Here is a 19,841-nt window from a genome sequence, read left to right as displayed (position 1 = left end):
GCGCATGGAACATTCCCGCTTCAACCTGTCGCGCTGGGCACTCGAACACCAGCCGCTCACGCGTTATCTGCTGGTGGTGCTGCTGCTGGGCGGCCTGCTGGCGTTCTTCCAGCTTGGCCAGGACGAAGATCCGCCGTTCACGTTTCGCGTGATGGTGGTGCAGGCCTTCTGGCCCGGCGCCACGGCCGAGCAGATCGCCGTGCAGGTGACCGACAAGATCGAACGGCAGCTGCAGGAGGTGCCGTACGCCGACAAGATTCGTAGTTTCTCCAAGCCGGGCGAGACCACGGTGATTTTCCAGCTGGCCGACAACTCGCCGGCCAAGGACACCGCGCAGATCTGGTACACGGTGCGCAAGAAGATCGGCGATATCCAGCAGACCCTGCCGCAGGGCGTGCGCGGGCCGTTCTTCAACGACGAGTTTGGCGACGTCTACGGCTCCATCTACGCGCTGTCGGCCGACGGCTTCAACTACAAGGAACTGCGCGAATACGCCGACCTGGTGCGGCAGGAACTGCTGCGCATTCCGGCTGTGGCCAAGGTCACGCTGCTGGGCCTGCAGGACGAGAAGATCTTCATCGAGTTCAACCAGGCGCGCTTTGCCCAGCTGGGGCTGGACATCAACGCCATCGCCAACCAGATCTCGGAGCAGAACAATCCCACGGGCAGCGGCGTGCTGGTCACGCCCACCGACAACCTGCAGGTGCGCGTCACGGGCCAGCTGGGCGATGTGGAAGACCTGCAGAACCTGGTGCTGCGCGGGCCCAACGGCATCGCCAATATCCGCCTGGGCGACATTGCGCACGTGTACCGCGGCTATGTGGACCCGCCCGTCAGCAAGATGCGCTTCAACGGCAAGGACGTGATCGGGCTGGGCATCTCGATGGAAAAGGGCGGCGACATCATCGCGCTGGGCCAGGAACTGCGCCGCGTGACCGATGGCCTGCGCGGGCAACTGCCGGTGGGCATCGAGATGGACCAGGTGCAGGACCAGCCCCAGGCCGTCAAGCGCAGCGTGGGCGAATTCGTGCACGTGCTGATCGAGGCCGTGGTGATCGTGCTGGGCGTGAGCTTCGTGGCGCTGGGCCTGCATACCCGGCCGCTGCGCCTGGACGTGCGGCCCGGCCTGGTGGTGGCGCTGACCATCCCGCTGGTGCTGGCGGTGACGTTCCTGTTCATGAACATCTTCGGCATCGGCCTGCACAAGATATCGCTGGGGGCGCTGATCATCGCGCTCGGGCTGCTGGTGGACGACGCCATCATTGCCGTGGAGATGATGGTCCGCAAGCTGGAGGAAGGCTTCTCGAAGATGGAGGCGGCCACCTTCGCCTACACCTCGACGGCCATGCCGATGCTGACCGGCACGCTGATCACGGCGGCGGGCTTCCTGCCGGTGGGGCTGGCGCGCTCCACGGTGGGCGAATACACGTTTGCGATCTTTGCGGTCACGTCCCTGGCGCTGGTGCTGTCCTGGCTGGCGGCGGTCTATTTCACGCCGTACCTGGGCTACCTGATCCTCAAGACCCGCGAGCATGATGGCGGTCATCACGAGGTGTTCGACACGCCGTTCTACGCCCGCTTCCGGCAACTGGTGAACTGGTGCGTCACGTGGCGCAAGACCGTGATCGCCATCACGCTGGTGGCCTTCGCGCTGGGCCTGCTGGCGTTCAAGTACGTCGAAAAGCAGTTCTTCCCGGATTCGAGCCGCCCGGAGCTGATGGTGGAGCTGTGGATGCCCGAGGGCACCGCCATCGCCGAGACCGAGGCCATGACCAAACGCTTCGAGGCCGCCATGCGCCGCGACAAGGGCGTGCAAAGCGTGACCTCGTTCGTCGGCACCGGTGCGCCGCGCTTCTACCTGCCGCTGGACCAGATTTTCCCGCAGTCGAACGTGGCCCAGGCCATCGTGATGCCGGTGACGGTGGAAGGGCGCGATGCGCTGCGCAAGCGCATCGAGCGCGTGCTGGTGACGGAATTCCCGCAGTTGCGCGGCCGCGTGAAGCTGCTGCCGAACGGGCCGCCGGTGCAGTATCCGGTGCAGTTCCGCGTGATCGGGCCCGATGCCGGCGGGGTGCGCAAGGTGGCCGACCAGGTGCGCGCAATCATGACGGCCAACCCCAATACGGTGGGCGTCAACGATAACTGGAACGAGAACGTCAAGATGCTGCGCCTGGAGCTGGACCAGGACAAGGCACGGGCGCTGGGCGTGACGACCAACGCCATCGCGCGTGCCACCCAGGCCGTGCTGACGGGCGTGCCGGTGGGGCAGTATCGCGATGCCGACAAATTGATCGACATCATCATGCGCACGCCGCGCAGCGAACGCGACACGATGTCTGACCTGAACAACGTGCTGGTGCCTACCAGCACCGGCCGCGCCGTGCCGCTGACGCAGATCGCCCGCGTCACGCTGAAGTCGGAGCCGGGCGTGATCTGGCGGGAGAATCGCGACTTCGGCATCACCGTGCAGTCCGATATCGTCGATGGCATCCAGGGGCCCACCGTCACCGCGCAGATCAACCCGAAGCTGGACCCGATCCGTGCCTCGCTGCCGGCGGGCTACCGGATCACGATCGCCGGTGCCCAGGAGGAAAGCGGCAAGGCTGGCGCGTCGATCGCGGCGCAACTGCCGCTGTGCATCTTCCTGATCTTCACGCTGCTGATGCTGCAATTGCACAGCTTCTCGCGCGCGGTGATGGTGTTCCTGACCGGGCCGCTCGGGTTGATCGGGGCCGCCGCCACGCTGTTGCTGCTGCACTCGCCAATGGGGTTTGTCGCGCAGCTTGGCATCACGGCGCTGCTGGGCATGATCATCCGCAACTCGGTGATCCTGGTGGACCAGATCGAGCAGGACATCCGGTCCGGGCTGCCGCCGTGGACCGCCATCGTGGAATCGGCGGTGCGCCGTTTCCGGCCCATCATCCTGACTGCGGCGGCGGCGGTGCTGGCCATGATCCCGCTGTCCCGCTCCACGTTCTGGGGGCCGATGGCCGTGGCGATCATGGGTGGGCTGGTGGTGGCTACCGTGCTGACGCTGCTGTTCCTGCCGGCGCTCTACGCCACCTGGTTCCGCGTGAAGCCGCCCGAGGACGAACGCGGGGTGATGGCGGGGTGAGGGCGCGCTGATCCGGCGTGTGTTCAGGCGCCAGCCCGGTCAGGGCCGGCGCTTTTTCCATTCGTAGTCCGGCGGCGGGTCTGCCGCGCCGGGCTTGCCCACCGAGTTCGGGTTTTCCGAGCACAGCGTCACAAAGCTGACCGGCTCCCCGGCAAACTGCCGGCGGCGCAGCGCTTCGGCGAACTGCAGCGCATCCCGGAGCGCATCGCCCGGGAACGATTGAGCGTGCGGGGCCATGCCGTCGGTGGTGGCCTCGGTCCAATAGATCATGTACATGTGATGTCTCCAGTGCGGTCTTGCGTTCCGTGCGTTCGGTGCGTTCAGGCTGACCGCGCGTCGCAGATGCCGACCACGAAATCGACGAAGGCGCGCACCTTGGCTGGCAGGTGCTGGCGCGATGGGTAGAGCGCGTAAAGCGGAAACGTCTCGTCGCCCCAGTCCGTCAGGATCTTCACAAGCCGGCCCTCGGCAATCAGCATCTCGGCGCCATATTCGAACGTCTGACATATCCCGTGCCCGGCCATGCAGACACTGTGCATGGTGCCGCCCTCGTTGACCACCAGCCGGCCATGGGCCTGCACGGTCAGGTGCTCGTCGTTTCGCCAGAATTCCCATGGAAATGGCCGCCCGGTTTCCGGATCGCGGAAATGGATGCAGGTGTGGTCGGGCGACTCCAGGTCTGCCGGCACCTGCGGCCGCCCGTGGCGCTTCAGGTAGGACGGCGCGGCCAGCGTGACCACGCGCACATCCATCAGCTTGCGGGCGACCAGGGTGGAATGGCGCGGATGCCCGAAGCGGAAGGCAACGTCGAAGCCGTCGGCCACCATGTCGCCCAGCGTGTCGCGGGTGACCAGATCGAGCGTCAGGTTCGGGTGATCCTCCACAAACTGGCCCAGGCGCGGGCCCAGTACCAGCCGGGAGAAGTACGGGTCGATATTGACGCGCAGCCTGCCGCGCACGGCGCTGACGCCGCGCGATGCGGCGCTGGTGACTTCCTCCAGTTGCGCCAGCAGCGGTGTCACTTCCTCGCAGAAGCGCCGACCTTCATCGGTCAGCGTGACGGATCGGGTGGTGCGGTCGAACAGCCGCACGCCCAGCCGGGTCTCCAGCCGGGCCACGGCGCGGCTGACGCCGGATTGCGTCATGTCGAGCGTTTCGGCGGCGCGCACGAAGCTGCCGTTGTCCACGATCGCCATCACCACCCCGATTCCGTCCAGCAGCCGTGCATCGAATTGCATCGTTGATGCCTCGTAGTCATCAATCAAGTGACTGGCATGTTATCGCGGAAATGCCATGCATTGACCAGAATTCGGTCACCGCGGCACCGCTCGTGCCGCGCCGGACAGGAGAGTGCAATGTATGCGGTAACCGGAATTACTGGGCAGGTGGGTGGTGTGGTGGCGTTGGCCTTGCTGGCGGCCGGCCTTGATGTGCGCGCCGTGGTGCGTAGCAAACAGAAGGCACAGACCTGGTCTGCCGAGGGCTGCGACGTGGCGCTGGCCGAGATGCATGACGCCCAGGCATTGACGCAGGCGTTTTCAGGCACGGAAGGCGTCTTTATCCTGCTGCCGCCGAACTTCGATCCGTCGGAAGGATTTCCCGAGTCGCGCGCCATGATCGAGGCAATCCGCCGGGCGCTGCTGGCCGCCCGGCCGGCCCGGGTGGTCTGCCTGTCGACCATCGGCGCCCAGGCCGAGCAGCCCAACCTGCTGCGCCAGCTATCGATGCTGGAGGCCGAACTGGGCGCGCTGCCGATGCCGGTGGCCTTTCTGCGCGCCGGCTGGTTCATGGAAAACACGCTCTGGGATATCGAGCCGGCCCAGGTCACCGGGGTGATCGACAGCTATCTCCAGCCGCTGGACAAGCCCGTGCCGATGGTGGCTACCGCCGATGTCGGGCGTACCGCCGCCGCGCTGCTGCAGGAAGAATGGCAGGGCGTGCGGGTGGTGGAGCTGGAAGGCCCTGTGCGTGTCAGCCCGCTCGATATCGCGGCGGCGCTGTCGGCCTTGCTGGGCAAGCCGGTACGGGCGCGCGAGGTACCGCGCCAAAGCTGGGAAAACCTGTTCCGCGCGCAGGGCATGCGCAATCCTGCGCCGCGTGCGCAGATGCTGGACGGTTTCAACGCGGGCTGGATCCGGTTCGAAGGGCAGGCGCGCAAGGGCAGCCTGCCCCTGCGGGCGGTGCTCGAAGGGCTGACCGCCCGCGGCGGCTGAAGCCGGCCTGAAGGGCCGGTGCCGCAGGGGCGCTACTCGGCCAGCTCGAATACCACGTCCTGCGCGCCTTCCCACAGCACCTTGGTGCCCAGCGCGCGCAGGTTTTCCTTGCCTTCGACGATGGTCAGGAAGTGGTTGCCGGCCAGCTGGCCCATCTTGCTGGCAAAGCAGCAGCTGCCGTAGGCCAGGATGATCTCGGTCTCGCTGTAGCCGCCCGGATAGAACAGGATATCGCCCACCGAAGGGTGGCTTGTGTGGTTCTCGAAGCCCACGCCAAGCTTGAATTCGCCCAGCGGAATCCAGCACCCTTCGCCGCTCCAGCGCACGTGGATCAGCTTTTGCCGGTACGGCAGCAGCTTCGTGAAGGCGGCCACGGTGTCGGGGGCGTCGGGGTTTGTCTCGGCGATAAACGTGTGGCCGGCGGCGGTGATGCGGAGTCGGGTCATGGAGTTGTCCTGTTGTTGTGCGTCCCCGCCGGCCACGGGGCGGCGGGGTCCAGTTGAGCCTAGCCTATGCGGGCCGGTCAGACCAGTGCCGTCATCAGCGTCTCGGCCACGGCGATCAGGCTGCGGTCGCTGCCTTTCGGTCCCAGCAGCGAGATGCCCAGCGGCGCACCGTCGCGGCCCGACAGCGGCAGGCTCAGCTGCGGAAAGCCCGACAGCGGCGTCAGGCACAGCGTGTGTGCCGCCGCCGTGCGGTAATCCTCCAGCGCTTCCATGGGCGTGGCGCGCAGCGGGGCGATATCGGGCATGGTCGGCAGCACCAGGATGCCGTCGTGGCCCAGCAGGCGGCCCAGATGCGCGGTGAACTCGCTGCGCACGGCGTTCGACTGCTCGAACTGGGCCCGCGTCACGCCCTTGCTGAAGGCAAAGCGGCCGGCTACGTCGGGCCCGAGCTGCAGCCCGTAGTTCTCGATCAGCGCGCCGTCGGCCTGCCAGGCTTCCCAGCCCTGTACGTAGCGAAAGGCCCAGTACAGGTCGGACAGCGGACGGTCTGCCACGTCCACCGGCGTGGCCTTGCCCAGGATGGCTTCGATCCGCGCCACGGTTGGCGCCAGAACCGCGCGGGCGGCCGGGGTGGGCAGCTCGAACAGGTCGGACGCCAGCAGCAGCCGGGGACGGCTGGGCAGCGGGTCGCCGTCGGCGCCGAACAGCACGTCGGCCACCCGGGCGAACGTGGCGATATCGCGGGCGAAAAAGCCGCAGGTATCGAGCGATTCGCACAGCGGCATGCAGTTCTGCAGCGAAATGCGGCCATGCGACGGCCGGATGCCGAACAGCCCGCAATGGCTGGCCGGCGCGCGCACCGATCCGCCCGTGTCCGTGCCCAGCGCGAAATCGCAGAGCTGGTGAGAGACGGCCGACGCCGAGCCCGACGACGAGCCGCCGGTGATGCGGTCAGGCGCCGCGCCGTTGTACGGGCCGCCGTAGTGGTAGTTCTGCCCGTTCATCGAGAACGCCAGCTCGTCGGTGTGCACCTTGCCCACGAACGTGGCGCCTGCGTCGAGCAGCTTCTGCACGGTGGGCGCCGTCGCGGTCTTGATGCCCGAGCGCGCCAGCACATGTGGATTGCCGCCGCCGGTGGGATAGCCGGCCACGTCGAACAGGTCCTTGACCGCGAAGGTCAGGCCACGCAGGGGGCCGTTGGCCGCGTTTGGCACGGCAGCATCGGGGTAGGGCAGGAACGCACGGGCGGGATGGGTGGCCAGGCTCATGGTGTTCGGGTTTCCTTGTTCGGGACGGTAAGAGGTCATGCCGCGCATTCGCTGGACGCGGGTTCGGATACCAGCACGCAGCTCACGCGATGGCCGCCGCCCAGCGATACCGCCGGCGGCACCGCGGACAGGCACTCGGGTCTGGCCTGCGCACAGCGCGGCGCAAACGTGCAGCCCGGCGGCAGGTTCGCCAGGTCGGGCGGCGCGCCGCCAATGGTCTGCAGGCGCTGCCCGCGATCCATGCCGTGCTGGCGGCTTTGCAGCAGCGCGATGGTGTACGGATGGCGCGCCTCGCGCATCAGCGTGCGGATCGGGCCTTCCTCCACGATGCGGCCGCCGTACATCACCGCCACGCGGTCGGCGATCTCCACCGCCGCGCCGATGTCGTGCGTGACGAAAACGATCGACAGGCCCAGTTCACGCTGCAGTTCGCGCAGCAGGATCAGCACCTGGATCTGCACCGTGGCGTCAAGCGCCGTGGTCGGCTCGTCGGCCAGCAGGATCTTCGGCTGGGCGGACAGCGCCAGGGCGATCATGGCGCGCTGCCGCATGCCGCCCGACATCTCGTGCGGATAGGCGGCCAGGCGGCGCTCCGGGCTGGGAATCCGCACCGATTCCAGCGCCTTGAGCGCCAGCGCCCGGGCCTCGGTCTTCGATACCTTGCGATGGGTGCGGATGCATTCGACGATCTGCTGGCCCACCGTGTACACGGGGTCGAGCGCCAGCAGCGGTTCCTGGAACACCATGGCCACGGTGCCGCCGCGCAGGCGGGCCAGCGCGCGCTTGTCGAGCTTGAGCACGTCCTGCCCATCGACACGGATGTCGCCTTGCATCGTTGTGCGGCGTGGCGGATGCAGGCGCATCAGCGCGCGCAGCGTCACGCTCTTGCCAGAACCCGATTCGCCGATCAGGGCGACCGCCTCGCCCGGCGCGACGTCGAGCGTCACGCCGTTCACGGCCTGGATGGTCTTGCCGCCGCCCGAGAACGTCACCCGCAGGTCACGCACCGAGACGGCCGGGGTGGTCGGGGCAGTGGAGGTTGTGGAGTCTTTGGACATCGAAATCTCCCGCAAGTCAGGGCGTGGCGGCGTGCAGGCCGGGCGTCATGCGGCGCAGCGGCAGCGAGTGGCCGCCGTCTGGCATCGCCATCAGGCACGACACCGGATGACCGGCCAGCGCGTCGGACAGCACCGGTGCGCGGCGTTCGCAGACCGGCTCGGCACGGGCGCAGCGCGGATGGAAGCTGCAGCCCGGCGGCGGATTGATCGGATTGGGCGGGTCGCCGGCCAGCGGGGCGGCCAGCGTGCGGTGGTCGGGGTCCATCGACGGCATCGACGCCAGCAGCGCGCGCGTGTACGGGTGCGCGGGATTGGCGTAGACCGATTCGGTGTCGCCGATCTCCACCACCTTGCCCAGGTACATGACCATCACGCGGTCGCACAGATAGCGGATCACGTTGAGGTCATGGCTGATAAACACATAGGTCAGGTCGAACTCGGCCTTGAGGTCCAGCAGCAGGTTCAGCACCTGGGCTTCCACGGACTTGTCCAGGGCGGACACCGCTTCGTCCAGGATCACCAGGCGCGGCCGCAGGGCCAGGGCGCGGGCGATATTGACGCGCTGGCGCTGGCCGCCCGAGAGTTCGTGCGGATAGCGGCCGGCAAAGCGCTTCGGCTCCAGTCCCACGCGCTCCAGCAGGTAGCGCGCCCGTTCGGTGGCTTCCCGGGCCGGCACGCCATGCACGCGCGGCGTGAATGCCACGGATTCCTCGATGGTCAGGCGCGGGTTCAGCGACGAATAGCTGTCCTGGAACACCATCTGCACCTGACTGCGGAAGGCCTTCATCGGCAACTGCGGAGAGCCCACGCCCTGTGCGTCGAAGATCAGTTCGCCGCTGTCGTGCGGCGTCAGCTGCATCAGCAGCCGCGCCGTGGTGGACTTGCCGCAGCCCGATTCGCCCACCACGCCCAGCGTCTCGCCCTTGAGCACATCGAAGCTGACGCCATCGACGGCGCGTACCACGCCGCCGGGGCGGAACGGCACCGCCGACTTCAGCGGGAAATGCTTGACCAGGTCGCGTGCGATGACCAGCGGCTGGGCCGGGCCGCCCACATCGACGGCGGCAGCGCCGGGTGCTGCGGGATTGGGGATTGCCAGCGTCTCGGCCATGCTCACTCCTTGATTTCCATGGCCGAGCGGATGCCGTCGGCCAGCAGGTTGAACGAGATCGAGGTCAGGAAGATCATCGCGCCGGGCAGTGCGGCCACCCACGGCTGCGTGTAGATGGCCGTGCGCAGCGTATTGAGCATCAGGCCCCATTCGGGCTCGGGCGGCTTGACGCCAAGGCCCAGGAACGACAGACCGGATGCCAGGATCATCGACACCGAGATCAGGCTGGTGGCGTAGACGAAGATCGGCCCCAGCACGTTGTTGAGCACGTGCGCCCGCACGATGGTCAGCGACGAGGCACCCGATGCCCGCGCCGCATCGACGAATTCGCGGTTGCGCACCTGGGTGGTCACGCTCTCGGCCACGCGCACGATCTGCGGCACGAAGACGATGGTCAGCGACAGCAGCGCATTGCCCACGCCCGCGCCCAGCGTGCCCGACAGCGCGATCGCCAGCAGCACCGACGGGAACGCGTACAGGATGTCGGTCAGGCGCATGATGACCGTGTTGGTCCAGCCGCCGGCATAGCCGGCCACGATGCCGATGGCGCTGCCGATCACGAACGCCAGCAACACGGGCGTAATGCCCATGAACAGCGACAGCCGCGCGCCGAGCATCAGGCGCGACAGCATGTCGCGGCCCAGTTCGTCGGTGCCGAGCGGATAGCCCTCGAAGCCGATCGGCTTCAGGCGCTTGAGGATCGACGCGGCATACGGGTTGGCCGGCATCAGCGCGGGCGCAAAGATCGCCATCCCGATCAGCGCCAGCAGGATCAGCGCGGCCAGCATTGCCAGCTTGTTGCGCAGCAGGCGGCGGCCCACGGTGGTCCAGTAACCGGGCGAGCGTTCCACCGGCAGCGGCGCCACGGCCTTGTTCAGCGTCATTTCCATGGCAGGCTCCTCAGTTCCGTTGGATGCGCGGGTCGAACAGCGTCTGCAGCGCGTCGACCAGCAGGTTGAGCAGCACGAAGAACACGGCCAGCACCAGGATCGTGCCCTGCAACAGCGGGAAGTCGCGCTGGAAGATGGCCGAGTTCAGCAGGAAGCCCGTGCCGGGCCACGAGAAGACCGTCTCGATCAGGATCGAGCCGCCCAGCAGGTATCCGAGCTGCAGGCCCATGACCGACAGCGCGGTAGGCGCCACGTTCTTGACCACATGCCGGAACACCGCGAACTCGGACAAGCCCCGCGCACGCAACCCGACAATGAACTCGTTGGACAGGATTTCGGCCACCAGCGCACGGATGGTGCGCGCCACGATGCCCATCGGGATCACCGACATCGTCACGGCCGGCAACAGCATGTACTGGATGTGTTCCCAGTCCCATCGCCATGAGCCCGACCCATCGGGGCCGGCGCCGGTGGCCGGCAACCAGCCCAGCAGCACCGAGAACGCGATGACCAGCACCATGCCCAGCCAGTAGTGCGGGATGCTGACGCCCAGCACCGACAGGAACGACGCGACGCGGTCGGGCACCGAATCGCGCAGGTAGCCAGCCACGAAGCCGAACAGGCTGCCGAACGTGAAGCCGATCAGCGTTGCCACCGCCGCCAGGCGGATCGAGTTGATGACCGCGTTCGACACTTCGGCCATCACGGGCCGGTTAGTGGCGATGGACGTCCCCAGGTCGCCATGCAGCGCACGCACGAGCCAATGGAGAAATTGCTCCAGGAACGGCTTGTCGAAGCCGTACAGCGCGGTCAGCTGGCGCCGGAGGTCTTCGGACGCGTCGGGCGGCAGCACCGACACGAGCGGATCGCCGGGCGCGATATGGACCAGCGAGAAGCAGAGCAGGGCGACCCCAAGCAGGATCGGCAGCGCATACACGATGCGGCGGAGCAGGTAAGTCATGGTCTGTGGCCGGCTTGTGGGGATTGCTGAACCGTTTGAATCGTCTTGACCGTCTGAAGCAGGCTCCCTTCTCCCGTTGCACGGGAGAGGGGAGCTAGCAGAGCCTCAGTCCATCGACATCGTCGCGATGTCGATGAACCAGCTCTGCGGCTGCACCACGCCCTTGACCTTCTTCGAGATCGCGCGCGGGCCCACGTCGTGGGCGATCAGCACGAACGGCGATTCCTCGACGATGCGCGCGTGCAGCTTGGCCAGTGCGGCATCACGATCCTTCTCGCCAAACGACGTGCGCGCGGTTTCGATCAGCTTGTCGAACTCGGCATTGCCGAAGTAGCCCCAGTTGTTCGAGACAGGCGGCTGGGTCTTGGTGCTGACGAAGCGGACCATGGCGAAGAACGGGTCCATCGCCGCAAAGCTCACGTTGATGGCGTTGGTGCCGTGGGCGCTCGGGTCCTTGGCGCCGATCCGCCAGTTGGTGAACAGCGTGTTCCACTCCACCACGTCGAAGTCAACGTCGAAGAAGCACTCCTTGAGGTTCTGCTGCACATACTCGTTCATCGGCAGCGGTTGCATCTGGCCCGAGCCGGACGCCGACACCTGCACCTTGACCTTGACCGGCTTGGCGGCCGAGTAGCCGGCTTCGCTCATCAGCTTGCGTGCGGCGTTCGGGTCGTACTTGATGTCGAATTTGGGATTGCCCCACCACGGGTTGCCGGCTTCGACAATGCCCTTGGCCTCGGCCATGTAGCCACCCAGCAGCGTCTTCAGGCCCGCGCGGTTCACGCAGAGGTTGGCGGCCTGGCGCACGCGCTTGTCCAGCCACGGCGAATTCGGCGCGAACGACAGTTGCCACGGCCACATATGCGGCTGGGCGTTGGCGTAGACATCGAAGCCACGGCTCTTGATCTGCGCGATGGCGTCAGGCGCGGGGGCCTCGATCCAGTCCACCTGGCCGGACAGCAGCGCCGCCGTGCGCGCGTTGGCCTCGGGCATCGGCACCATCACCACCTTGTCGATCTTCGGGGTGCGCTTCGGGTCCCAGTAGCTGGCGTTCTTTGCCAGTTCCAGGCGCTCGCGCGGCACGAAACGCGTCATCCTGAAGGGTCCCGTGCCCGACGCGTCGGCGGCGAACGCCACCCATGCCTGTTTGCTGCGCTCGGCCGGGTCGGTCACCGACGCCGGCACGGCGGCCAGCTTCTTGTCCCACTGCGTGGGCGACGCCATGAACAGGTTCGATACGTTGTAGGGCAGGAACGAATCAGGCTCGGACGTCACCAGCTCCACGGTCAGGTCATCGATCTTCTTCGCGCTGCGCAGCGTGGGCATGCGCGATGCCGTAACGCCCACCTGGCTCGGATCGAACTGCTTGGCGGTCTTGTCGAGCACCTTGTTGACGTTCCAGACCACGGCATCGGCATTGAACGGCGAGCCGTCGTGGAACTTCACGCCGGGCCGCAGCTTGAACGTCCATTTGGTCTTGTCCTTGTCGTCGACCTTCCACTCGGTAGCCAGGCCGGGCACCAGCAGGCTTGGGCCGTTGCTCTTTGACAGATCCCAGGCGGTCAGCGCGTCGTACATCGGAATGCCGGTGAAGCGGTTGCCTTCGAAACCCTGGTCGGGCTGGCCCAGCGTGCGGGGGATATCGGCGGCGGTCATGCCGATGCGCAGCACCTTGTCGGCCATGGCGGCGCCGGGCAGGGCCAGCAGCGACAGGGCGACGGCAGCCGAAGCCGAACGGATGACAGCGGAGAAACCTTTCGCGCGGGGATTCGTGGAGGGGGTCACAGGCAGGGCTCCTGGTTTGGGGGATGGGTTGAACGCTGTGTTCGGTTTCGAACTAGCAATTGATGTGCCAGTGCGCATGCACCATCGACGGATCGTCGGTGCCGGTGGTCTGCTTCTTGCTGGGTGGTTGCTTCGATATCACCCACCGCAGACAACACAGACATGGATTCGCAATTCACTCCCCGCATCAATGGCGCCCGCCTGTGGCAATCGCTGATGGACCTGGGCGCGATCGGCGCCACGCCCCTGGGCGGCGTGTGCCGCATCGCCCTGACCGACGAGGACCGCAAGGGCCGCGACCTGGTGGTGCAGTGGTGCCGCGAGGCCGGGCTCGACGTACGCGTGGACGAGATCGGCAACGTCTTTGCGCGCCGCGCCGGCACCGACCCCGACGCCCCGGCCGTAGCCACCGGCAGCCATATCGACACCCAGCCATCGGGCGGCAAATTTGACGGCAATTTCGGTGTGCTGGCCGGGCTGGAGGTCATGCGCACGCTCAACGACCTGGGCGTCTCCACGCGCGCACCGCTGGAGGTGGCGTTCTGGACCAACGAGGAAGGCACCCGCTTTACGCCGGTGATGATGGGATCGGGCGTCTTCGCCGGGGTGTTCGACGGGGCATTCGCCCGTGCGCAGCAGGACCGCGACGGGGTCAGCGTGGGCGATGCGCTCGAAGCCATCGGCTACCTTGGAGCACAGCCCGCCGGCCACGTGCCGGGCGGCATGTATGCGGCCTACTTCGAGGCGCATATCGAGCAGGGGCCGGTGCTGGAAGCGGCCGGCCTGCCGATTGGCGTGGTCAGCGGCGCGCTGGGCCAGCAGTGGTACGACGTGACCGTGACCGGCCAGGACGCGCATGCCGGCCCCACGCCGCTGGCGCTACGCCACGACGCGCTGCTGGCGTCGGCACGGATGATCGAGGCCGTCAACCGCATTGCGCGCGACGAGGCGCCGCAGGGCCGCGGCACCGTGGGCTTTGTGGAGGTCAAGCCCAATTCGCGCAACGTGATTCCGGGGCGCGTGGACTTTTCGGTGGATTTCCGCAACCTGTCGCAGGCCGGGCTCGACCGCATGGATGCGGCGATGCGTGCCGCGTTCGCGGGCATTGCCGACGCCGCCGCCGTCAAGGTGGACGTGCGTCAGGTGGTCAAGTTCGAGCCCTGCATCTTTGCGCCCGCGTGCGTGGACAGCGTGCGGCGCGCGGCGGCGTCACTGGGCCTGCCGCATATGGATGTGGTGAGCGGGGCGGGGCACGATGCCGTGTACGTGGCCCAGCGCGCGCCCACGGGCATGATCTTCGTGCCCTGCAAGGACGGCATCAGCCATAACGAGCTGGAAGACGCGCTGCCCGAGCATATCGAGGCCGGCGCCAACGTGCTGCTGCAGGCGATGCTGGAGCACGCGCGCTAAGGGCTGCCCCGAGCGCAACGGTGGGATCAGTGGGCGATCGACCGCGAGATCGCCCACGCGCATTCAATGACCAGCGGCCCGAGCTTCTTCTGCGCCTCGGCCATGGTCCAGCGGCTGGCCGGCGGTGACACATGCACCGCGCCCACGGCCTCGCCACGGCTGTTCACGATGGGCGCGCCAATGCCCATGTCCCCCAGGAACAGCTCTTCCTCGTTGCACGCATAGCCCAGGCCGCGGCACGCCACCACCTGCTCGAAGATGGCGTCGATATCGGTCAGCGTGGCTGGCGTGCGCGCCTGCCGCGCAGAGGCTTCGAGCATCGCGCGCACCTGGTCGTCGGGCAGCTTGCTCAGGTAGGCGCGGCCCGAACTCGTGCAGTACATCGGAATCCGCATGCCCACCGGCGTCAGCACGGGCATGTGCTTGGCGGTCATGAGCTGCGCAACGTAGACCATGTCGAGCCCCACGGGCTCCGTGAGATTGGCCGTCTCGCCGCTGGCATTGGCCAGTTGCGACAGATAGGGGCTGGCAATCGGGATCAATGCGTCGGCCGCCAGGTAGTTGTAGCCGATCTCCATCACCTTGGGCGTCAGCCGGAAACGGCGCGTCTGCGGGTGCTTGTCGATGTAGCCAAGCCGCTCCAGCGTATGGACGGTGCGCTGGGCGGAACTCTTCGTCATGCCGGTCAGCGCGGCAAGTTCCACCAGGGTCAGCGTGCGATGCACGGCGCTGAACGCGCGCAGGACTTCGAGCCCTTTTTCCAGTGACTGGTTGAAGAGCGGGTCGGGGCGGTCGCCGTCAGTGATGGCCATAACAGGTGTGAATCCGGATTCGGCACCATCGTCGTGATCCGCTGCACCACGATGGCTGAATATTGCACCAAGATATTTATGTATCGATTATCGATTTTCTGCGGACGGCTCATGATAGGCGCAATCGCCGTCACATGGCGAGCCGGCGGGCGCTTGGTGGTGTTTACCCCTATAAAATTCCGGGTTGTGCGCAGTGAAATATCACACTAGTATCACAACAACTTCAAACGAACAGACTCTGATTCCGCCGTGGTGAATCCCATTCGACTGGTCGGTGCCGCCGACCCGGCGCCCGCAGCGGCCACCCCCGCCCAGAGCGGCGCGGCAATGCGCGAGCAGGCCTATACCGAAATCAAGCGACGCATCATCGCGTGCGAGTTCCGTCCGGGCGAACCGCTGAACGAGGCCCAGGTGGCCGCGTTGCTGGGCCTGGGCCGCACCCCGGTCCACCAGGCGCTGCATCGGCTGGAAGTGGAAGGGCTGGTGTCGATCCTGCCGCGCAAGGGCGTGCTGGTGTCGCCGCTGTCGCTGAACGAAGTGCTCGACATGATCGAAGTGCGCGCCACCAACGAGGTGCTGTGCGCCACGCTGGCCTGCGAGCGCGGTCACGACAGCGATTTCAAGGCAATGCGCGAGATCGTCGACCGCTCGCCAGAGTTGATCGCCCGGCGCGATATCCCGGCGCTGGCATCGCTGGACCTGAAGTTCCATACCGCCATGTCGGCCGCATCGCGCAATCGCGTGCTGGCCGAACTGCTGCGCGGCCTGCATGAGAAGCAGGCGCGTTTCTGGTTCCTCTCGCTGTCCGATCCGCAGCACCTGGAAAACGTCTACCAGGAGCACCTGGAAATCGTCGACGCGCTGGAACGCCGCGACGTGCCGGCGGTGCGCGAGGCCATCCGCGAACACATTGACGAATTCCGGAAGAACATCATCCGGACACTCTGACCCGAACTTTCCCCTCGTAACAAAGGTAGTACGCAATGCCGACACTGCATCTCCAGGTAGCCGGCGGGGGCGCGCTCGCCCTCGACATCGAACGACTGATCATCGCCGGCTGGACTGGCCGCGACATGGAAGCCGTTCAGCACCATATCGACGAACTGAAGGCCATCGGCGTGAAGCCGCCTGCCACCGTGCCCACGTTCTATCCGCTGGCCGCCCAGCTGCTGACCACCGACGACGTGCTGGAAGTGCCGCGCGACGATTCGTCGGGCGAGACCGAATTCGTGCTGCTGCAGGGCGTCGACGCGCTCTACATTGGCATTGGCTCGGACCACACCGACCGCAAGGTCGAGGCCTATGACGTCACCGTGTCCAAGCAGATGTGCGCCAAGCCGATGGGCCGCGACGTGTGGCGCTTCGACGAGGTGGCTGATCACTGGGACGCGCTGGAAATGCGTTGCTGGCGTGTACGCGACGGCCAGCGCGCGCTCTATCAGGAAGGCAAGGTCACGCGCCTGCTGGACCCGCGCGAACTGATCGAGCGCCTGACGGGCGAATCGCAACTGCCGCCGGGCACCGCGATGTTCTGCGGCACGCAGGCCGTGATCGGCGAGATGGGCCACGGCGAATCGTTCGAAGTGGAACTGCACGACCCCGTGCGCAACCGCAGCCTGCGTCACGTCTATCGCGTGGAAACGCTGGCCGTAGCCGAGTGAGCCTTGCCATGACTGCACCGACCATCGCTGCTCCCACCATTGCCGAACTGGCCGCCGCGCTGGCGGCCGGCCACACCACCAGCGTCGCGCTGACCGAAGACGCACTGGCCCGCATCGACCGCCATATGCAGGCGGGCGGCGCTGCGTTCATGAGCGTCGACGCCAAAGGCGCGCTGGCACAGGCCCATGCCGCCGACCAGGCGCGTGCGGCCGGCTATGTGGCATCGCCGCTGGCCGGGCTGCCGGTGTCGATCAAGGACCTGTTCGATGTGCGCGGCCAGGTGACACGCGCCGGCTCGAAGGCGCTGGACGGCAGCGCGCCGGCCCAGGCCGACGCCCCGGCCGTGGCGCGGCTGCGCGCCGCAGGTGCGGTGCTGATCGGCCGCACCAATATGAGCGAGTTCGCGTTTTCGGGGCTGGGCCTTAATCCGCACTACGGCACGCCGCGAACGCCATTCGATCCCGATCGCATCAGCGGCGGCTCGACGTCGGGTGGCGCAGTGAGCGTGGCGGAGCAGATGGCCGTGGCCGCGCTGGGCACCGATACCGGCGGCTCCATCCGCATTCCGTCGGCGTTCTGCGGCCTGACCGGCTTCAAGCCCACCGCGCGCCGTGTGCCGCTGGACGGCGCCGTGCCGTTGTCCACGTCGCTCGACTCGGCTGGCCCGCTGGCCCGCTCGGTGGCCTGCTGCGTGGCGATGGATGCCGTGCTGAGCGGCGAAACGCTGGACGCCCGCGCCGCCGACCTGCGTGGCCTGCGTTTCTACGTCACGCGCGACTTCGTGGCCGACGGTCTCGATGCCGAGGTAGCCCAGGCGTTCGAAGCCACGCTGGCGAAGCTGTCGGCACGGGGCGCGCAGATCGTGGAGTTCGCTTTCCCCGAACTGCGTCGCCTGCCCGAGATCAACGCCGCTGGCGGCCTGACCGCCGCCGAGGCGTGGACGTGGCACCGCGAGCTGCTGCAAACGAAGGGCGACCGGTACGACCAGCGCGTGGCCCAGCGCATCCGCCGTGGCGAGAAGCTGACCGCCAGCGACTACATCGTCCTGCTGGCCGAACGCCGCGCCATGCAGCAACGCGCTGCCGAACTGCTGCGCGAGGCCGATGCCTGGCTGATGCCGAGCGTGGCGGTGCGCCCACCGCGCCTGGACGCACTGGAGCGCGACGAGGACTTTTTCTCGATCAATGGCCTGGTGCTGCGCAACGCGAGCGTGATCAATTTCCTCGATGGCTGCGCGGCGTCGCTGCCGATGGGCGAGGGCATGGGTCTGGGCGTCTGCGGCCTGCATGGCAGCGATGCCCGTGTGCTGCAGGTGGCTGCCGCCATCGAGCAGGCCCTGGCCTGACGCCGTACCTGTAATACCGGCCGGATTCCCACGGCCGCCGCACCCAGCGCCAGCACAGCGCAATGCGAGAGGGCGCCGCCAACGTAGCGGCGCCCCGCCAACCACACCCAAGGAGTAGTCACCGATGTCTTCCGTGATGAGCGGCGCCCCCGGCGCCCTGGAGAGTCTGCCGCCCGCACAGCTGGCGCAGCAACGCAGCGAGGCGTACCGCAAGATCACCGTGCGCCTGATTCCGTTCCTCGTATTCCTGTTCATCCTGGCCTGGATCGACCGCGTCAACGTGGGCTTTGCCAAGCTGCAGATGCTGCAGGACCTGCAGTTCAGCGAAGCCGTGTACGGGCTGGGCGCGGGGATTTTCTTCATCGGCTACTTCCTGTTCGAAGTGCCGAGCAACCTGCTTCTGGAAAAGATTGGCGCGCGCAAGACGCTGGCGCGCATCACCATCCTGTGGGGCTTCGCCTCGATGGCGATGATCTTCGTGAAGACCCCGATGCAGTTCTACACGCTGCGCTTCATGCTGGGCATCTTCGAGGCCGGGTTCTTTCCGGGCGTGGTGCTGTACCTGACCTACTGGTTCCCGGCCGAACGCCGGGCACGCATCAACGGCCTGTTCATGACGTCGTTCGCCATCGCCGGCGTGGTGGGCGGCCCGCTGGCGGGCTTCATCATGAGCGCGATGGACGGCGTGGACGGCCTGGCCAACTGGCAATGGCTGTTCGTGATCGAAGGCATTCCGTCGGTGCTGGCCGGTATCGCCGTGCTGCTGTACCTGCCGGAAAAGCCTGTCAACGCGAAGTGGCTGTCGCAGCAGGAACAGACCATTGTCACGCGTGAGATCGAACAGGAGGCATGCGACCCGGCCAAGCATTCGTCCCTGAAGGGCGCCTTTGCCAACGCCCGCGTCTGGATCTGCGCGGCCATCTACTTCTGCGTGGTCAGCGGCAACGCCACCATCGCATTCTGGTCGCCGTCGATCATCAAGGAACTGGGGGTGCAGGGCAACCTGCAGATCGGGCTGGTCTCGGCCATCCCGTTCGTGGCCGGCACGATCGCCATGGTGCTCAACGGCATCCACTCGGACCGCACCGGCGAGCGCCGCATGCACTGCGCGCTGGCCACGCTGCTGGCCGCCGTGGGCCTGACGCTGACGGGCTTCTGGCTGCACAGCGCCGTGCTGGCCCTGATCGCACTGACCGTCGCGTCGGTCGGCATCCTGGCCGCATTCCCGGTCTTCTGGTCGCTGCCGTCGGCCTTCCTGGCCGGCACGGCCGCCGCCGGCGGCATCGCGTTGATCAACTCGATCGGCAACCTGGCAGGGTTTGTGGCGCCGTACATGATCGGCTGGTTCAAGACCACTACCGGCCAGTTGGCCTCGGGTCTGTATTTCGTGGCGGCACTGGAAGCCTGCGCGACGGTACTGGTAATCGCGTTCATCCGCGCCCGCCAGTAATTCTCAGCGGCATTGTCAGCGGGGCGGGCAGGGGGCTGGATTCCCCCGACGCCTTGCGATACAATCCGCTTCCTTATTGCGCCGCAGGCAGAAGTTACGCCGGCGGCACGAACCGGATTCCGGCGCGCAACGCGCCAACAGCAAGCCACAAGCAGGAAAAGGCGGGCAGTCCAGCCGCCTTTTTTGCTTTGTGAATGCCCGGTTCCAGGACTGCGAGGGTGGCGAAATTGGTAGACGCACCAGGTTTAGGTCCTGACGCCAGCAATGGTGTAGGGGTTCGAGTCCCCTCCCTCGCACCAACCCACCTATAAGTTG

17 protein-coding genes and 1 tRNA gene are annotated in these 19,841 nt (G+C 66.9%); 8 read left to right on the top strand and 10 right to left on the bottom strand.

The genetic code is table 11. From position 1 onward, the window contains the following. The first annotated feature begins 4 nt into the window (after positions 1-4). On the top strand, positions 5-3,115 hold the full coding sequence (locus tag A9J21_RS18490) for an efflux RND transporter permease subunit (RefSeq protein ID WP_066738290.1): 3,111 nt from the start codon (positions 5-7) through the stop codon (positions 3,113-3,115). Positions 3,116-3,154: 39 nt separating this feature from the next. On the opposite strand, the gene A9J21_RS18485 is transcribed toward A9J21_RS18490, so the two are convergent. Beyond that, positions 3,155-3,391 (bottom strand): hypothetical protein, encoded by a 237-nt coding sequence (locus A9J21_RS18485; protein WP_066738285.1) that lies wholly within the window; start codon positions 3,389-3,391, stop codon positions 3,155-3,157. A gap of 44 nt (positions 3,392-3,435) precedes the next feature. Further along, positions 3,436-4,353: a LysR family transcriptional regulator gene (locus A9J21_RS18480; RefSeq protein WP_066738912.1), complete on the bottom strand. Its 918-nt coding sequence runs from the start codon at positions 4,351-4,353 to the stop codon at positions 3,436-3,438. A gap of 117 nt (positions 4,354-4,470) precedes the next feature. On the opposite strand from A9J21_RS18480, the gene A9J21_RS18475 reads away from it, so the two are divergent. Beyond that, the gene (locus tag A9J21_RS18475; protein WP_066738283.1) at positions 4,471-5,328 is read left to right on the top strand and encodes an NmrA family NAD(P)-binding protein; all 858 of its coding nucleotides are present in this window, start codon (positions 4,471-4,473) and stop codon (positions 5,326-5,328) included. A gap of 32 nt (positions 5,329-5,360) precedes the next feature. Here A9J21_RS18475 and A9J21_RS18470 read toward each other — a convergent pair whose 3' ends face one another. From A9J21_RS18470 to A9J21_RS18440, 7 genes are all read right to left on the bottom strand, one after another. Further along, positions 5,361-5,774 (bottom strand): DUF3830 family protein, encoded by a 414-nt coding sequence (locus tag A9J21_RS18470; protein ID WP_066738280.1) that lies wholly within the window; start codon positions 5,772-5,774, stop codon positions 5,361-5,363. A gap of 77 nt (positions 5,775-5,851) precedes the next feature. Further along, positions 5,852-7,042 (bottom strand): amidase, encoded by a 1,191-nt coding sequence (locus A9J21_RS18465; RefSeq protein ID WP_066738911.1) that lies wholly within the window; start codon positions 7,040-7,042, stop codon positions 5,852-5,854. A gap of 35 nt (positions 7,043-7,077) precedes the next feature. Beyond that, complete coding sequence (locus tag A9J21_RS18460; RefSeq protein WP_066738277.1) at positions 7,078-8,100, bottom strand: ABC transporter ATP-binding protein; 1,023 nt, start codon at positions 8,098-8,100, stop codon at positions 7,078-7,080. Between the two features lie 16 nt (positions 8,101-8,116). Further along, positions 8,117-9,211 carry an ABC transporter ATP-binding protein gene (locus A9J21_RS18455; RefSeq protein ID WP_066738272.1) on the bottom strand — a complete coding sequence of 365 codons (1,095 nt, stop codon included), beginning with the start codon at positions 9,209-9,211 and terminating at the stop codon, positions 8,117-8,119. A gap of 2 nt (positions 9,212-9,213) precedes the next feature. Beyond that, positions 9,214-10,101, bottom strand: a complete 888-nt coding sequence (locus A9J21_RS18450; RefSeq protein ID WP_066738269.1) for an ABC transporter permease — start codon at positions 10,099-10,101, stop codon at positions 9,214-9,216. Between the two features lie 10 nt (positions 10,102-10,111). Next, on the bottom strand, positions 10,112-11,062 hold the full coding sequence (locus tag A9J21_RS18445) for an ABC transporter permease (RefSeq protein ID WP_066738265.1): 951 nt from the start codon (positions 11,060-11,062) through the stop codon (positions 10,112-10,114). Positions 11,063-11,167: 105 nt separating this feature from the next. After that, the gene (locus A9J21_RS18440) at positions 11,168-12,745 is read right to left on the bottom strand and encodes an ABC transporter substrate-binding protein (protein ID WP_231906985.1); all 1,578 of its coding nucleotides are present in this window, start codon (positions 12,743-12,745) and stop codon (positions 11,168-11,170) included. A 264-nt stretch (positions 12,746-13,009) separates the two neighbouring features. Between A9J21_RS18440 and A9J21_RS18435 the strand changes: the two genes are divergently transcribed. Further along, positions 13,010-14,257, top strand: a complete 1,248-nt coding sequence (locus A9J21_RS18435; RefSeq protein WP_066738262.1) for a Zn-dependent hydrolase — start codon at positions 13,010-13,012, stop codon at positions 14,255-14,257. 26 nt (positions 14,258-14,283) lie between these two features. Here A9J21_RS18435 and A9J21_RS18430 read toward each other — a convergent pair whose 3' ends face one another. After that, positions 14,284-15,069 (bottom strand): IclR family transcriptional regulator, encoded by a 786-nt coding sequence (locus A9J21_RS18430; protein WP_066738260.1) that lies wholly within the window; start codon positions 15,067-15,069, stop codon positions 14,284-14,286. A gap of 249 nt (positions 15,070-15,318) precedes the next feature. On the opposite strand from A9J21_RS18430, the gene A9J21_RS18425 reads away from it, so the two are divergent. From A9J21_RS18425 to A9J21_RS18405, 5 genes are all read left to right on the top strand, one after another. Beyond that, positions 15,319-16,017 carry a GntR family transcriptional regulator gene (locus tag A9J21_RS18425; RefSeq protein ID WP_156545999.1) on the top strand — a complete coding sequence of 233 codons (699 nt, stop codon included), beginning with the start codon at positions 15,319-15,321 and terminating at the stop codon, positions 16,015-16,017. A gap of 35 nt (positions 16,018-16,052) precedes the next feature. Beyond that, entirely contained in the window at positions 16,053-16,730 is a 678-nt protein-coding gene (locus tag A9J21_RS18420) for a DUF2848 domain-containing protein (RefSeq protein WP_066738256.1), read from the top strand. Between the two features lie 8 nt (positions 16,731-16,738). Further along, positions 16,739-18,076 carry an amidase gene (locus tag A9J21_RS18415; protein ID WP_066738253.1) on the top strand — a complete coding sequence of 446 codons (1,338 nt, stop codon included), beginning with the start codon at positions 16,739-16,741 and terminating at the stop codon, positions 18,074-18,076. A gap of 124 nt (positions 18,077-18,200) precedes the next feature. Then, a complete protein-coding gene (locus A9J21_RS18410) occupies positions 18,201-19,526 on the top strand; it encodes an MFS transporter (protein WP_066738249.1) in 1,326 nt (441 codons plus the stop codon). 212 nt (positions 19,527-19,738) lie between these two features. Continuing rightward, a tRNA-Leu gene (locus A9J21_RS18405) sits at positions 19,739-19,825 on the top strand. The last annotated feature ends 16 nt before the right edge of the window (positions 19,826-19,841 follow it).

This window comes from Cupriavidus sp. D384 (genome assembly GCF_001652915.1).
Classification (GTDB): domain Bacteria; phylum Pseudomonadota; class Gammaproteobacteria; order Burkholderiales; family Burkholderiaceae; genus Cupriavidus.
The sequence above is the reverse complement of the archived record's forward strand: the minus strand, read 5'-3'. Positions and strand labels throughout refer to the sequence as shown.